At 65.1% G+C, this 15395-nt stretch carries 16 protein-coding genes; 7 read left to right on the forward strand and 9 right to left on the reverse strand.

The window, feature by feature from the left end; translation table 11 throughout:
* The first annotated feature begins 50 nt into the window (after positions 1-50).
* The 7 genes from CJ179_RS00835 (at position 51) to CJ179_RS00865 (ending at position 6447) form a co-directional block, all read left to right on the forward strand.
* Positions 51-851 (forward strand): crotonase/enoyl-CoA hydratase family protein, encoded by an 801-nt coding sequence (locus tag CJ179_RS00835; protein ID WP_095860414.1) that lies wholly within the window; start codon positions 51-53, stop codon positions 849-851.
* 83 nt (positions 852-934) lie between these two features.
* Complete coding sequence (locus CJ179_RS00840) at positions 935-2128, forward strand: acetyl-CoA C-acyltransferase (RefSeq protein ID WP_095860415.1); 1194 nt, start codon at positions 935-937, stop codon at positions 2126-2128.
* A gap of 28 nt (positions 2129-2156) precedes the next feature.
* Positions 2157-2918 carry a 3-hydroxyacyl-CoA dehydrogenase gene (locus CJ179_RS00845; RefSeq protein WP_095860416.1) on the forward strand — a complete coding sequence of 254 codons (762 nt, stop codon included), beginning with the start codon at positions 2157-2159 and terminating at the stop codon, positions 2916-2918.
* A gap of 37 nt (positions 2919-2955) precedes the next feature.
* Positions 2956-3570 carry a TetR/AcrR family transcriptional regulator gene (locus CJ179_RS00850; protein ID WP_095861016.1) on the forward strand — a complete coding sequence of 205 codons (615 nt, stop codon included), beginning with the start codon at positions 2956-2958 and terminating at the stop codon, positions 3568-3570.
* Between the two features lie 24 nt (positions 3571-3594).
* The gene (locus tag CJ179_RS00855; protein ID WP_095860417.1) at positions 3595-4578 is read left to right on the forward strand and encodes a nitronate monooxygenase family protein; all 984 of its coding nucleotides are present in this window, start codon (positions 3595-3597) and stop codon (positions 4576-4578) included.
* 24 nt (positions 4579-4602) lie between these two features.
* Positions 4603-5760: an acyl-CoA dehydrogenase family protein gene (locus CJ179_RS00860; RefSeq protein ID WP_095860418.1), complete on the forward strand. Its 1158-nt coding sequence runs from the start codon at positions 4603-4605 to the stop codon at positions 5758-5760.
* Between the two features lie 309 nt (positions 5761-6069).
* Positions 6070-6447, forward strand: a complete 378-nt coding sequence (locus CJ179_RS00865; RefSeq protein ID WP_257015217.1) for a hypothetical protein — start codon at positions 6070-6072, stop codon at positions 6445-6447.
* 276 nt (positions 6448-6723) lie between these two features.
* Here the strand turns inward: CJ179_RS00865 and CJ179_RS00870 are convergent, their stop codons facing one another.
* The 9 genes from CJ179_RS00870 to CJ179_RS00905 form a co-directional block, all read right to left on the reverse strand.
* A complete protein-coding gene (locus tag CJ179_RS00870) occupies positions 6724-7257 on the reverse strand; it encodes a DoxX family protein (protein ID WP_095860419.1) in 534 nt (177 codons plus the stop codon).
* Between the two features lie 150 nt (positions 7258-7407).
* Positions 7408-8331 carry a PDR/VanB family oxidoreductase gene (locus CJ179_RS00875; RefSeq protein WP_218834802.1) on the reverse strand — a complete coding sequence of 308 codons (924 nt, stop codon included), beginning with the start codon at positions 8329-8331 and terminating at the stop codon, positions 7408-7410.
* 47 nt (positions 8332-8378) lie between these two features.
* Positions 8379-8792, reverse strand: coding sequence for a lipocalin-like domain-containing protein (locus CJ179_RS53935; protein WP_373560128.1), 414 nt, complete (start codon positions 8790-8792; stop codon positions 8379-8381).
* A 41-nt stretch (positions 8793-8833) separates the two neighbouring features.
* The gene (locus tag CJ179_RS51220; protein ID WP_179377481.1) at positions 8834-8980 is read right to left on the reverse strand and encodes a hypothetical protein; all 147 of its coding nucleotides are present in this window, start codon (positions 8978-8980) and stop codon (positions 8834-8836) included.
* 484 nt (positions 8981-9464) lie between these two features.
* The gene (locus CJ179_RS00885; protein ID WP_095860421.1) at positions 9465-10487 is read right to left on the reverse strand and encodes an NADPH:quinone oxidoreductase family protein; all 1023 of its coding nucleotides are present in this window, start codon (positions 10485-10487) and stop codon (positions 9465-9467) included.
* Positions 10484-11356 carry an acyl-CoA thioesterase domain-containing protein gene (locus CJ179_RS00890; RefSeq protein WP_179377482.1) on the reverse strand — a complete coding sequence of 291 codons (873 nt, stop codon included), beginning with the start codon at positions 11354-11356 and terminating at the stop codon, positions 10484-10486. The genes CJ179_RS00885 and CJ179_RS00890 overlap by 4 nt, the downstream gene beginning before the upstream one ends.
* The gene (locus tag CJ179_RS00895; protein ID WP_095860423.1) at positions 11346-12905 is read right to left on the reverse strand and encodes a class I adenylate-forming enzyme family protein; all 1560 of its coding nucleotides are present in this window, start codon (positions 12903-12905) and stop codon (positions 11346-11348) included. Before CJ179_RS00895 ends, CJ179_RS00890 begins: the two co-directional genes overlap by 11 nt.
* 43 nt (positions 12906-12948) lie before the next feature.
* Positions 12949-13761 carry an MBL fold metallo-hydrolase gene (locus CJ179_RS00900; RefSeq protein WP_095860424.1) on the reverse strand — a complete coding sequence of 271 codons (813 nt, stop codon included), beginning with the start codon at positions 13759-13761 and terminating at the stop codon, positions 12949-12951.
* A 55-nt stretch (positions 13762-13816) separates the two neighbouring features.
* Complete coding sequence (locus CJ179_RS00905; protein WP_095860425.1) at positions 13817-15388, reverse strand: class I adenylate-forming enzyme family protein; 1572 nt, start codon at positions 15386-15388, stop codon at positions 13817-13819.
* Between the last annotated feature and the right edge of the window lie 7 nt (positions 15389-15395).

Genomic DNA, 15395 nt, shown 5'->3' on the forward strand with positions numbered 1-15395 from the left:
GATATTTAGCGCTAGCTAAGCAGCAGTTCGAGCTCGACAAGGGAGTACACATGGCCGACGCACCGGCGACCGCAGAGCCCGCCGCACTGTACGAGCGCCGCGGCGGAGTTGCGATCATCACGCTCAACCGCCCGCGCTCGCTCAACGCCGTCAACGCGGCACTGTCCACCGCTGTCGGCACCCTGCTCGAGCAGGCGGAGAACGACAATGAGGTACGCGTGGTAGTGCTCACCGGTGCAGGCCGCGCATTCTGCGCAGGCGCCGACCTCAAAGCCCTCGCCGCCGGGGAGTACACCTCCGCGGACGGGCATCCCGAATGGGGATTCGCCGGATATGTCCAGCACTGGATCAGCAAGCCGACCATCGCGGCCGTCAACGGCTTCGCGCTCGGCGGCGGCACCGAACTGGTGCTCGCCAGTGACCTGGCGGTCGTGGACGAAGAAGCGAAGCTCGGGCTGCCCGAGGTCAAGCGTGGACTGTTCGCCGCCGCGGGCGGGGTGATCCGCCTGCAGCAGCAGATCCCGAAGAAGGTCGCGCTGGAGATCGCGCTCACCGGCGAACCGATCACCGCAGCGCAGGGCAAGGAACTGGGCCTGGTCAACCGGGTCGCCCCGGCCGGCACTGCACTCGACGTGGCGCTCGAACTCGCCGAGACGATCGCAGCGAATGCACCACTGTCGGTACGCGAAACGAAGTCGATGATCCACAGCACCGCGACCGGCACCGACTGGGAGCCCGGCGTGTGGGAAGCCAACACCGCCGCCATTAAGGTCGTCTTCACCAGCGACGACGCCAAGGAAGGCCCCACTGCGTTCGCCGAGAAGCGACAGCCGGTCTGGCAGGGTCGCTGACCCCACCCACGATCACGGCCCGGCGTTCTGCGACTCCACCAGGACGCCGGGCCGCACCAACATCTCTCACGAAGGAACTCATCATGACCAACGCTGTCATCGTCGACGTCGTCCGCACCGCGTCCGGCAAGGGCAAGCCCGGCGGCGCCCTGTCCGGCACCCATCCCGTCGAACTCCTCGCCCACGTCCTCCGCTCCCTCATCGAGCGCACCGGCATCGACCCCGCCCAGGTCGACGACGTCATCGGCGGCTGCGTCCAACAGGTCGGCGAGCAGGCCCTCAACATCTCCCGCACCGCGCTGCTGTCGGCCGGATTCCCGGATTCGGTTCCGGCCACCACCATCGACCGCCAGTGCGGCTCGAGCCAGCAGGCCGCGCACTTCGCCGCCCAGGGCGTCATCGCCGGCGCCTACGACATGGTGATCGCCTGCGGCGTCGAATCGATGAGCCGCATCCCGATGGGCACGGCCACCATCGGGCAAGACGCAGCCGGCCCGGGCATCGCCACCCGCTACCCCGAAGGGCTTGTCAATCAGGGCATCTCCGCCGAACTGATCTCCGCCAAGTGGAAGCTCGACCGCGACACCCTCGACGCATTCTCCGCACAGTCACACCAGCGTGCCGCCGACGCCCTGTCGAAGGGGTTGTTCGCCAAGGAGATCGTCCCGATCACCGTCACCAACGCCGCCGGGGAAACGGTGACGCACACCGTCGACGAGACCGTACGCGCCTCCACCACGGCCGAGGGACTGTCCGGCCTGAAGCCGTCGTTCTACTCCGAGAAGTACGCGGCCCGGTTCCCCGAGGCACAGTGGCACATCACCCCCGGCAACTCGTCCCCGCTGACCGACGGCGCGTCCGCGACGCTGATCATGAGCGAGGAGATGGCCTCGAAGCTGGGGCTGACCCCCCGCGCGCGCTTCGCGTCGTTCTCCGTGATGGGCGACGACCCGGTCTTCATGCTCACCGCCCCGATCCCGGCGACCAGGAAGGCCCTCGCCCGCGTCGGCATGAGCATCGACGACATCGACGCCTACGAGGTCAACGAGGCGTTCGCGCCGGTCCCGCTGGCGTGGGCGCACGAGCTCAATGCCGATCCCGCCAAGCTCAACCCGTGGGGCGGCGCCATCGCGCTCGGCCACGCGCTCGGTTCCTCGGGCACCCGCCTGCTGTCCACCCTGGTCAACAACCTCGAGGCCACCGGCGGTCGCTACGGCCTGCAGACCATGTGTGAGGGCGCGGGCATGGCCAACGCCACCATCATCGAACGCCTCTGACACTCCTTGCCTTTCGAAAGGAACATCCATGCAGATCAACGACGGCGTCGCGGTAGTCACCGGCGGTGCGTCGGGCCTCGGCCTGGCCACCACCAAGGCCCTGCTCGCCGACGGCGCCAGCGTCGTCATCATCGACCTGCCCTCGTCCGACGGTGAGACCGTCGCCAAGGAACTCGGCGACCGCGTGCGCTTCGCCGCCGGCGACGTCACCAACGAGGCCGACGTGTCCGCCGCACTCGATGTCGCGGAGTCCCTCGGACCGCTGCGTGTCGCCGTGAACTGCGCCGGCATCGGCAACGCCATCAAGACCGTCAACAAGAACGGCGCTTTCCCGCTCGCCGACTTCACCAAGATCATCACCGTCAACCTGATCGGCACGTTCAACGTGATCCGTCTTGCCGCCGAGCGCATCTCGAAGAACGAGCCGATCGACGGCGAGCGCGGCGTCATCATCAACACCGCCTCCGTCGCCGCATACGACGGCCAGATCGGGCAGGCCGCGTACTCCGCGTCCAAGGGCGGCGTCGTCGGCATGACCCTGCCGATCGCCCGCGACCTCGCGTCGCTGCTGATCCGCGTCAACACCATCGCACCCGGCCTGTTCAAGACGCCGCTACTCGGCTCCCTCCCGGAGGCAGCGCAGCAGTCGCTCGGCGCTCAGGTCCCGCACCCCTCGCGTCTCGGCGACCCGTCCGAGTACGGCGCGCTCGCCGCGCACATCGTCAGCAACCCGATGCTCAACGGCGAGACCATCCGTCTCGACGGCGCCATCCGCATGGCACCGCGCTGATCGGCGACCTGTGACTCTGCGCGAGGACGGGCCGACCATGACGGACTCGGTGTATACCGACTGGCGGAAGTTCGAAGCCCTGCCCCTGACGCCCATCCTCGAGCAGGCACTGGACCTGTTCAACGAGAACGGTTACCACGGCACGACGGTACGGCAGATCGCCCGTCGTGTCGGGGTGACCGTCCCCGCCCTGTACTACCACCACGAGAACAAGGAAGCCGTCCTCGTCACGCTGATGGACACCGCGGTGCGGGATCTCATCGACCGGTCACTTGCTGCAGTCGCGGACGGCGGCGACGATCCCGTCATCCGCTTCACCAATTTCGTCGAGGCCGTGGTGTTGAACATGACCCACCGTGCTCGGCAGTCCGCACTCGACTCCGAACTGCGGCACGTCTCGCCGCAGAATCGGCGCAACTATGCGACCAGCCGCAAGCGCCTCGAGCTCATGGCATCCGACCTGGTTCGCGACGGCGTCGAGAACGGAGTGTTCGTGGCAGAGGACATCGAGGAGAGCGTGCGCGCGCTCCTCGGCATGGGTCAGTCCATCGCCCGGTGGTACCAGATCGACGGACCGCTGTCCCCCGACCAGGTCGCCGCCCGGTACACAACCATCGCGCTACGGATCCTCGGATACCGACCCACTGACTGAAACACACACTGCGAGGAGACTTTCGTGCTGTCCACCGCCTTCACCCAGACGTTCGGCGTCCGCCACCCCATCGTTCAAGGCGGCATGCAGTGGGTCGGCCGCGCCGAACTCGTCGCCGCCGTCGCCAACGCCGGTGCGCTCGGCCTGCTGACCGCACTGACCCAGCCCACCCCGGAGGACCTCGCCAAGGAGATCGCCCGCACCCGCGAGCTCACCGACCAGCCGTTCGGGGTGAACCTGACGATCCTGCCGGCGATCACGCCGCCGCCGTACGAAGAGTACCGACAGGTCATCATCGAATCCGGAGTCAAGATCGTCGAGACCGCCGGCTCCAACCCCGCCCCGCACCTGCCGGACTTCCACGCCGCGGGCGTGAAGGTGCTGCACAAGTGCACCAGCGTCCGGCACGCGATCAAGGCCCAGGATGCAGGTGTCGACGGCATCAGCATCGACGGCTTCGAATGCGCCGGCCATCCCGGCGAGGACGACATCCCCGGGCTGGTGCTTATCGCGGCCGCCGCCGAACAGATCACCATCCCGATGGTCGCGTCGGGCGGCTTCGGCGACGGGCGCGGTCTGGTCGCGGCGCTCGCCCTCGGCGCCGATGGCATCAACATGGGCACCCGCTTCATGTGCACCGCCGAATCACCAATCCACCAGAACATCAAGGAAGCGATCGTCGCAGCCAAGGAAACCGATACCGAGCTGATCTTCCGGCCGCTGCGCAACACCGCACGCGTCGCCAGCAACACGGTCAGCCGGGAGGTCGTCGAGATTCTGAACCGCGGCGGCAAGTTCCCGGACGTCCAAGAACTCGTCGCCGGCACCCGCGGGCGCACGGTGTTCGAGAACGGCGATCCCGAGGCCGCCATCTGGACCGTCGGCACCGTCCAGGGCATCATCCACGACATCCCCACCGCGGGCGACCTCGTCGAGCGCATCGTCACCGAGGCCGAGGCCCTCATCTCCGAGCGGCTCACGGGCATGATGTCACGCGTGAACGTCTGATATACACCTCTTTCAGGAGAAGTCATGAAGCGCACCCATTTCGACAGCGACCACGAGGCGTACCGGGAGACCGTGCGCGAGTTCCTCGCCCGCGAGATCGAACCGCATTACGAACGGTGGGAGGCCGAACGGCTCATCGACCGATCGGCGTGGCTCGCGGCCGGCGAGTCCGGAATCATCGGACTCGGGGTACCGGAGGAGTTCGGCGGATCCGGGGTGACCGACTACCGGTTCCGGCACATCGTTGCCGAGGAGATCGCTCGCACCGGCACCACGTCGTACGGCGCCGGCCTGAGCATCCAGGACGACATCACGATCCCGTACATCATGCATCTGGGCACCGACAAGCAGAAGTCGCGGTGGCTTCCGAGGATGGCCACCGGCGAGCTGATCGGCGCAATCGCGATGACCGAGCCGGGTGCCGGGTCCGACCTGCAGGGTGTCAGGGCCACAGCGGTCCGCGACGGCGACGAGTGGGTGATCAACGGCCAGAAGACGTTCATCACCAACGGAATCCTGTCCGACCTCGTTATCGTCGTCGTACGCACCGACCCGAATGCCGGTTCGAAGGGCTTCTCGCTGATCGTCGTCGAGCGCGACACCCCGGGCTTCAGCCGCGGCCGCAAGCTGCACAAGGTCGGGCTCGCCGCCCAGGACACCGCCGAGCTGGTGTTCGAGGATGCGCGTGTACCGGCCGAGAACCTGCTCGGCACCGAGGGACGCGGGTTCATCCACCTCATGGAGAACCTGCCACTCGAGCGGATCGGAATCGCCGTCAACGCGATCACGTCGGCCCGTGCCGCCTACGAATGGACGAAGAGCTACGTATCCGAGCGGAAGGCGTTCGGCAAGCCGATCGGCGATCTACAGAACACCCGCTTCGTGCTCGCGGAGATGCTCACCGAGATCGAGATCACCGAGTCCCACCTCGATCGCTGTGTGCTCGCGCTCAATGCAGGCGAGCTGACCGCGGTCGACGCATCCAAGGCCAAGTGGTGGGCGAGCGAGCTGCAGAAACGCGTGGTCGATCGTGGTGTGCAGTTGCACGGCGGCTACGGCTACATGATGGAGTACCCAATCGGCCGTGCGTACATGGACTCGCGCATCCAGACCATCTACGGGGGCACCACCGAGATCATGAAGGAGATCATCGGCCGCGACATCGCCGCTGAGTTCAAGTAAGAAGTAGCTCGCCTACAGGATGCCGGGAAACCTGCGAACGGTCTGATCGGCCGGAGGTTCCCCACACCTGTTTCTAGAGTCCGGCGGCGACCGCTGCCTCCGGTGTGACAATGCCCGGCAGCAGGAACTGGATGCGTGCCTCGTCGGGGCCCTCGCTGAGGACACTGCCGGTTCACCGCCTAGTGCGCCGTGGCGCGGCGAATTTGACGGTCAGCACGAGAGCGACTGGCGCCCCGCGTATTTCCCCGCTGCGGCGGGCTCCCAAACTTCCAAAGCTTCCGCCAGTCCCGACTAGATATGTGAATTTCCATGAACTCTCGTGAGTATCGCCAATGGCGCCAGAGGCGTCACGCCGCTTGGATCGAAGCCAACCGAAAACGCAACCATCCCGACACCGAGGTGGAGCGCCTCATCGAGTTCGCCATCATGTGGGCACCATTCGGTGGCGCTACCGAGGAGGAAATCCTTGTGCGCTTCGGAATGACAACGCGCCGGTTCATCGAGCGATTGTGGCAGGTCATCCCTGAATCGAACTGTACCCAAGACGAGATACGCATTTTAGCGAGCGCATACCGCACCATCGCCGAATCGGCGGCCCAGGCCGCTGACGGTCCGAGTCCCAAAGAACTTGCGAAAGAAATCAGCGTGAGCAGACTTCGGCAGGGAATAAATGTGGAACAGCCATAACGAGACTGACATTCTCGACTTTGCGCTTCTCCAGGAGTCGCGCGAAGGGCACGCGTCGGAAACGCTGCCCCCTTCCCAATCGATAACAGGAGGTACCAGCACCGGCTCCGAGGCGCTATGAGGTTCCAGTCGGCCCGACTTCAGGAATGCATCATCTCTCCCGAACGCACCTATGGGCTGAGTGCAATCTGCGCTTGATTGAGATCCCCGCAAGAAATCCGGGATATTGGGCGGCCGATTTCCGAGCCGGTGACCGCCCAACCCGCTTCGGCTCGATCATTGGGATGTCTTCGGGCTCGAAGGCGCCGGACGGCGATAGAAGACTGCAAGGTGTGCTGCGGCACCGACGAGCCCCAGGCCAGCCGCCACCCCGGCGGCCTTCACCCCGGTAAGTTTGCGATCGACACCTAATAGGCGGTCGACACTGCATGGTCCTGCCCCAAGAGCGGCGAGTGCGACTGTCGCGACAGAGAGATTCATTACGTACTCCCAACCCTCGGACGTAATGAAAAAGCCATTGGGGAGATGAACGGATCGAGCTGCCACTCCCATCGTGCCGACTACTGCGGCGGCACCGACTGGCACGACTGCGCCGGCGGCGATCGCGACGCCGGAACCAATTTCGATCAGCGAGCTTGCTCTTGCCTGTAGTTTGGGAGACTGGAAGCCGACAGAGCGGAACCAATTTCCCGTTCCCTCGAGTGTGCGGCCGTGTTTGATGCCGTGGGCAACAAGCGTTCCGCCAACCGCTGTGCGCAACAGCAGTTGCGCAATCGTCAGGCCTGCCGTTCCCTTGCCCTTGCTTGCCATTGTGAACTTTCCTTTGCAGTCGAATTGGACGGCCAGACTAAAATGGATTCAGGGAAGCAGTGGAATCGTGAACGAACCCAAGCCGCTGTGAATCGATCAGCGCCGACCGCGGACCGACGGTAGCGCAGGCACGTGGCACTTCCGAGTGATCTAGAGGTCGACGATGAGACAGGGTCCCTTTGCCCTGGAAACGCAGGGAAAGAAGACTACGTCTTCTGCCCGCTCCTCCTCCGTGAGGAGAGCATCGCGGTGCTCAGGTGCACCTTCGAGAACGACTGTCTCGCAGGTTCCACACACCCCTTCTCGGCAGGACGTTGGAACCTCGATGCCTGCCCCGGCTAACGCGTCTAGCGCACTCATTGCGGCCGGGACCAAGACTGTGCGACCGGATCGGGCGAGCCGGAGCTCAAACGGTCTGTCCTCACCCACCCACGACCGGCCCGCGAATCGCTCCACGTGAAGTGTTGAGGCCGGCCACAACGCAGCGTGTTCTTCGACCGCTGCAATGAGTGGTTCGGGTCCGCAGCAGTAGATCGCGGCGGACTCATCGGGCCCAGCGAACAGCCCAGGAAGGTCCAGCAAACCTGACTCGTCTTGAGGCCGGATCTCTACAAGCCCCGGGTATCGTGCCGCTAGGTCAGCGCTGAAGGCCATCGATGCTCGCTTCCGGCCACCGTGCAGAAGCCGCCAGTCAGCGCCCTTCTCTGCTGCCCGGACAGCCATCGGGACGATTGGGGTGATCCCGATTCCGCCGGCGATGAAGAGATAGCGTTCGGATCCCACCGTTGGAAAGGCATTTCGTGGCCCTCTTACCGGGATCACGTCACCTTCGCGCAGTCTGTCGTGGACGAACGCCGACCCACCGCGGCTACGGGGCTCGCGGAGCACGGCGACGACGAGCTCTGACCTGTCCGCCGGGTCTCCGCACAGTGAGTACTGACGGATCAAGTCGCCCGGTAGTACGAGGTCGATGTGCGCGCCGGGCGACCACTCGGGAACCTGCCCGTCTCGGGGGTCTGTCAGTGTCAGCTGAACGACCCCCGAGGCCACCCTGTCCTTGCGGCTCAGCACCATGGGCAGGAGATCCGTTTTTCCCGAGGACACCGCCAAGGTGGTCGCTTTCACGCCGGCCGCCATTCGAGGTGGTCGTGAAATTGTCGGCCAGAGCGGGTGCGTTGCGATGTAGTGCGGAGAACCAGCCGGTCATCGACCCAGGATATGGACCGCACTAGATCGGTTCCTACATGGTCTGGGTAGAGCGACACCTGGACGTGATGGGTGACGACCGATCCGTTGACGTCGTAGGTGCCGCCGTAGCCAGTGAAGCCCAGGGCCGCGGCACTGCGGTCATTGTCACTCGCCTCGAAGAACGTGCGGGATTGGTGCCAGGGGCGTTTGGCTCGCATCAGTAGCGCAGACATTCGACCATTCGGTTGGTATGTCAACTGACCTGTGGGACGGTGTCCGAGTGGGCGTGTGACCACTTCCCGGCCAACGATCCTGGCGAAATCTACGAGAAGCCACGTCCCGGCCATGCGCGTGATGTTCGTCTGCCCGATGGAGTCGGCGGCTACTGTCACAGCTGCATACTCTTGATCTCGAGGAACTCCGCAATACCGAAGACGCCGTGCCTGTGGCACGCGGCGGCATCGTTGCGGGCCCTGCTGGGCGTCGTTGCCAGCGCCGCGGGGACCACCGTCTCCGCGATCGCCCTGTTCCCCATGCTCACGCACCTGTGAGCCGCGAACACGAAGGCTTCATTCTTGGTCGCCATCCGGGGGTCTGCAGCGGTTCGGTCCCCCACGCCGCCTCCTGCCCTGACGGCAACGATCGCGCCGCTCGACGGATGCGAGAAATATTCTGACAGTGCACAATTCACGGCCATAGCCAGAATTTCATCGCCCATAAAGGATCTGACGGTCGACGACCGGTTTCGGAGCCGAACCCGGTTCGCCGCTGCTACCGTCAAGGATGCAGATCCGAGCTGATCCCGTCTCCCCTGCCCTTCTGACCGCGCTCCTCCGGCTCGGACACTGGGAACCGATGAAGTCCGCGTACTGAACATGAACAAGGCACACGCCCACGACGGCGTACCGACAGCCGTAGGCCGACGACTCAGCGTCCGGGTGCGGGCTGGAATTCGGGGAGGTCGTTTTCGATGCGGTGCGGCCGACAGGACGGGAATGCGGTCTCTGCTCGGCCTTGGTCTACTCGGCTTTGGTTCGCTCGTCCTGATCGATCAGGATCACGACACCTCGGCGAGAACTCTCCGTCACCGCACGCATCGCAGCGTCGATCTCGTCGAGGCGGAACTCGTGGGGTTCCGGCACGGGCAGGGCACCGGCATCCACCAGTGACAACAGCCGGACCAGTGCTGCCTGAACCCTGTCGGGACACCGGGACCAGTAGTCGGTCGATTGGAGGCCCGACACCGAGATGTTCTTTACGAGCAGGTGCCCGGGCTTGATGGGCGCCGGCGTGCCGGCGGCGAAGCCGACGATCACAAGTCGGCCCTCCCATGCCGTGGCACGAACCAGCTGACCGAGAAGTGGACCACCGACGACGTCGACCACCACGTCTGCGCCGCGCCCGCCCGTTCTGCTCTTTACGACCCGGGCGATGGAGTCGGGGTCCGCGTCGACCACCTCGTCGATGTGCTCGCGCAGTTCCGAGCGTGCTCCCTCGAGGTCACGGGAGGCAACCAGGACGGTCGCTCCTGTTGCCTTGGCGAGCTGCGCTACAGCACGCCCCACGCCGCCGAGGGCACCGGTGACCAGAACCGTCTCACCTGCGCGTAAGCCAGCTCGAAAATGCAACGCTGCGTATGCGGTGAAGTAAGCGATCCCGAACGTCGCGGCCGCGGAGTAGGTCATCGAATTCGGGATCCTGGCGACCTGCGCCCCCGGCACGACTACGGCGCCGGCAATCGCTCCGTGAGTCATCACGGCGAGCACCCTGTCCCCGCGGGCGACATGGCTGACCTGGTCGCCCACCTCGATCACCAGTCCAGCTGCCTCCATTCCCGGGACGAAGGGAAGTTCGGGCCGAACCTGGTATTCACCCTTCATCATCAGCAGGTCAGCGACATGGAGGGCCGCCGCTCGGGGGGCCAACACCACATCGTGAGGACCACATGTCGGAGAGGGAATCTCGTCCACTGCGATTATCGGGGTCTCGTTGTAGCGGTGGACCTGCAGGCCCGCAATGTCCGATCGTCTCGACGCGATCATGCGCACTCCTCGGTCCGGCTGCCCCGCATGAGCTGGGTGATGGTTTCCACCGGACGGCTGGATTGCAGGATCGTGGACACCACCGTGTGACCGAATACCCCTCTGTGGTCGTACATTTCGGCCGTACCTACCGAAATAGCGCCCGCCCCGACTCGACCGGTCGCCGATACGCCCAGGGCCTGTCCATCGGGGAACCTGGCCAGGGTGAGCGTGACGTCGGCGTTGATGTGGCGGACACCGCCGGTACCCCAGTGGGTGACCAGATTGGTCAGGTCCGCGACGGTGGCGGCGGCCTGGAACGGCGATACGCTCTCGCTCTCCACGACCGAGATGGGCTGGCACCAAAGCTGTTTTCGTGCGGAGTTACGGTGAGCGGCCGCATCGGCGTTCCATCCCTCACCCTCACTGAAGAACAGACGTCCCTCGTCGGTGGCCGGCCGCTGGTCGGTCGGAGGCATGCTTGGGGACCGGCCCGGCGACCAGGGCGGATCGGCGACCTCCCGGTGTTCCGCAGGCAGGAACAGTGTGCGAGCGCGCGCCATGATGTGGCCGCTCTGGAGAAATTCGCTGTCCACCAGCAACAGGCGACGGCCCTCGCGGACGACGGTCGATCTCGTCGACACGGGCGCCATCGTCGCCGCCCGCTGAAGATCGGCGGTGAACCTGACCGGGCGGAGGTCCGGACGCGCCCCGCCGGCGCCTTCCGCCGATCGGGCCAGGGCGCCGGTGACGGCACTGCCCCGCATGTGCTCGCTACCCCACCCGCTCAGTGCCACCGGCAAGGGCGTCAGTTCCTCGAATCCCGCACCGGGGCATCGACGGAAGTACCCGGATACACCCACGGCCGCCGGCACGTCATCACGTCTCACTGGTGTCCCCCTGCGATTTGAGCACACGCTTGAGGAGCTTGCCGGAAGCGTTCTTGGGCAGTTCGTCGAGTGCGAGATACGAGCGCGGTCTCTTGTAGCCGGCCAGCTTCTCCCGGCACAGGTCATCGAGTTCGTGTTTCGGGATCGGAAGCTGGTCTCTGGTCACCACATACGCGGTGACGATCTCGCCCCACTTGGGGTCGGGGCGACCGATGACGGCGGCTTCGACGACGTCCGGATGCTTGACGAGGACATCCTCGATCTCGGTGGGAAAGATGTTCACTCCGCCCGAGATGATCATGTCCTTGGCCCGGTCGACCACGTAGAGGTAGCCCTCCTCGTCGAATCGGCCGAGGTCCCCGCTCGAGATCCAGTCCCCGTGGAACTGGTCCTCGGTGGCCTCGGGGTTCTTGTAGTACCGCACTCCCAGGCCGGGTCCCCGCTTGTAGATCTGCCCGACGGTTCCCACGGGGACGTCCTCACCGTTGGGATCGAGGATCCGTAGTTCGCATCCGAAATAGGGTAGGCCCGCCGAGCGCTCCTTGCGGAGCTGGTCTTCCGGCTTGAGGATGCTGAAGAAGCCCGCCTCCGTCGAGCCGTAGAGCTCGTAGAGTCCCGCGGCGGGGAAGTACTCCAGCAGTCGCTCCTTGGTCGCGGTGAGCAGCGGCGATCCGGCCGACATCAGCCGGTGTACCGACCCGATGTCGTACGAGGCCTTGTCGGGCACCTCGAGGAGCATCTCGAACATCGTCGGGACCATGGGGATGAACGACACCCGTTCACGTTCGATGGTCTGCAGGATTTCGCGTGCGTCGAATTCCCGGAGCATCACCACGGTTCCGCCGACCATCAGTTGCTGGAGCCCCCAGGTGAACCCGAGGCCGTGGTAGAAGGGACCGGCGAGGACGGTGACGTCGTTCGCGCGGTTGCCGACCTCGACGGTGATGTCGTACCACCCCTGCCGTGCGATCCGCTGCGGGATCTCACAGACCTTGGGAGCACCGCTGGTGCCTCCGGTGAATGCCAGGTGATAAACGTCCCATTCGTCCATGTTCAGGTATTCGACATCCGTCGACGAATCGGTGAGCACTGTCTCGTAGTCGAGGTAACCGGATGACTCGTCCTCGCCGGCCACGACGAGCACGTGATCGGCGGGAATGTGCGGCAGAGTCTCGTGGGCTGCGGCGAACGTGCCGGTGAGGTGTCCGTCCACGATGACCACCTCGGCGTCACTGTGGTGGATCGCGTACTCGATCTCCCCCGGCGTGAACCGATAGCTGATCGGTACGACCGCTGCGCCCAGTCCGGCAACCGCATAGACGATCTCCACGTACTGCGCACGATTGGTGAGGATCACGGCAACCTTGGTTCCCTTGTGTACGCCCAATCTCGCCAACCCGTTGGCCAGTCTTGCCGTACGCTCGCTCACGTCCACCCAGGTGAGACGGGTGTCGCCTTCGACGATCGCGATCTTGTGGCGGAGCAGGTGCGACTGGGCGTGCAGGTGTGGGATCTGCCCGATGGTGAGTTGCTCCCCATAGGTGACCATCGTGGTCCTTTCAACGCTTTCTGAAGATCATGACATCGAGCCCTCAGAGGGCGCAGAATCGGCGCTGACCGTCGGTCAGCACCATGCGCCCGAAATTGAGGCCGGGGAAGTGTGCTCCGGCGACCAGGTCGTCGCTGGCAGCGAGCTCGTCGGCGAGCCGGTTACGGGTCTGCGAGGCGAGCTCGGGGTCCTCGTCGAAGATGGCCCGCCAGTCCGGTTCCTCGAGCTCGACGGTCGAATGTACGACGTCGCCCAGCAGATACCCCCGCCGGCCTTCACCCGAGACGACGAACACGGTCGACCCGGGAGTGTGCCCGGGACTGTGCAGGGCGTCCACCCCGGGGACCACGGTGACGTCCCCGTCGAACAGCTCGAGTTGCTCGGTGATGGGCGAGAGTTTGCGCACGGCACCGGGGCTGGCATCCGGAGCGTCGACGAAGTGCTCCCAGTCGAGGCGATGCGCACGGTAGGTGGCGCCGGGGAAGACGACCTTCCCCTTCTGGGTCGTCCACCCCACGTGATCGAAGTGCAGGTGCGTGAGCAGCACGTCCGTCACCTCTTCCGGCGCCACACCGTGAGCGCGCAGCGAGTCGAGGAACTTGCCGCCGGTGTACCTGCCTCCGTGCCCGAGCAACTTGTCATCGATGGTGCCCACACCGGTGTCGACGACAACGATGCGATCGGCGGTTCGGATGAGGAAGCCGCCGATGTCGAAGTCGAGAATACCCTGCTCATCGAGGGCTTCCGCCTTGGTCGACCAGGGGTCGTCGACGCCCGGCCTGGTGAGGATGTGGTTCGGATCCTCCCGGCCTATCCCGTCGAGAACGGGCAGGACTTCAATGTCTCCGAAGTGCATTTCAAAACCTTTCTTGCACAGTAGATCCGGCAACGTTCCGTGAAACGGACTGATGTCAGGAAGCCGAGACCGCGATGGATGCGTAGGTGTCGCGCAGTTCGCGCTTGAGGATCTTTCCGGCGGGGCTGACGGGTAGTGCGTCGACGAACGCGTAGTGACGGGGGCACTTGTATTTGGCCAGGTGCGCGGCGACCATGTCCCGGATGGATGACTCGAGTTCGTCCGCCGGGCCGGAGTCCGCGGTGGGGACGATGACCGCGCAGCCGACCTCCAGGTACTTGCTGTCGGGGACACCCACCACGGCGACCGCAGCCACGCCCGGATGACGGGCGAGCACTGCCTCGATCTCCGCGGGATAGATGTTCTCACCGCCGCTGCGGATCATGTCCTTGCTGCGTCCGCTGACCAGCAGGAAGCCGTCCTCGGTGATCTGCCCGAGGTCACCGGTACGGCACCAGCCGTCCACGAATGTCTCCTTGGTGGCTTCCGGGCGATTCCAGTACAACCCGGAAATGGCAGGCGACCTGACCCAGATCTCCCCCACGTCGCCGGGAGCGACGTCCGTGCCGTCGAGAGCCACCACCCGGATCTCGGTGAGGGGCAGCGGCCGGCCGACGGTATGGGCGTGGCTTCGGTTGAACTCCTGCACGAGGACTGCGGACTGTCCGCCGCCCTCGGTGAGGCCGAAACCCTTGTTGAGGACCACGTGTGGCAGGTGTTCGCTCAGTGCGTCGATCGCCCACGCCTGCAACGGATCACCGCCGGACATGATGAGCCCGAGGGTGTCCAGCTTGCGGAGTCCCTCGGCTCCCAGGGCGAGCAGGTCGTAGATGAGGAACGGGTAGAGCAGCGCGTCGGTCACCTGGGCCGTTTCGATCGTGCCCGCGATCCGCTCGGCGGACATCCCTCCGCTGGACATGATCACGGCCTTCCCGTAAACCATGAGCGCAGGCAGGGTGAAGCACTCGAAGGCACCGGCGTGATAGAGCGGACCGGTCGTCATTGTCACGGTCTCGGAGGTGAAGCCCCACTGCATGGCCTGGATGGTGGCGAACCACATGACATTGTCATGTGTCCACACCGAACCCTTCGGTCTGCCGGTCGTTCCGGAGGTGTACATGATCATGACCGGATCACTTCCGGACGGTCGCGGAAGCTCGTCGACACCGCGATCGGAGGAGGTCAGGTCGGGCTCTGCTGCCCAGTCGGGTACCGGAGTGTCGTCGTCCTCGAGGCAGAACCAGGTCCGGACCGAGAGGTCACCGCGAACCGGATCCAACTGGTCACTGCGGCTGGAGTGAAAAAAGACCACTTCACTTCCCGAGTCCTCGATGAGGAAGGACAGTTCCGCGGGAGCGAGCCGGAAATTCAGGCGGACCGCGATCGCGCCGATGCGGGCGATCGCGAAGTAGAGGGCGACGTAGTCGAGGGAGTTGAGCAGGATCATTCCGACCCGGTCGCCCTTGACGACTCCGGCTTCCCTGAGCACTGTCACGTAGCAATCGCGGCGGGCGCGGAGATCGGCGTAGGTCCACCATTGTGTTCCGTCGATCGACACCGCGGGGGCGCTCTTGTCGCCCCGCGGCAGCGCCCGGAACGGTGAATCCACGATGTGGTTGACGTCCATTAGAACT

The sequence above is a fragment of the Rhodococcus sp. ACS1 genome (assembly GCF_002300155.1).
Lineage (GTDB): Bacteria > Actinomycetota > Actinomycetes > Mycobacteriales > Mycobacteriaceae > Rhodococcus_F > Rhodococcus_F koreensis.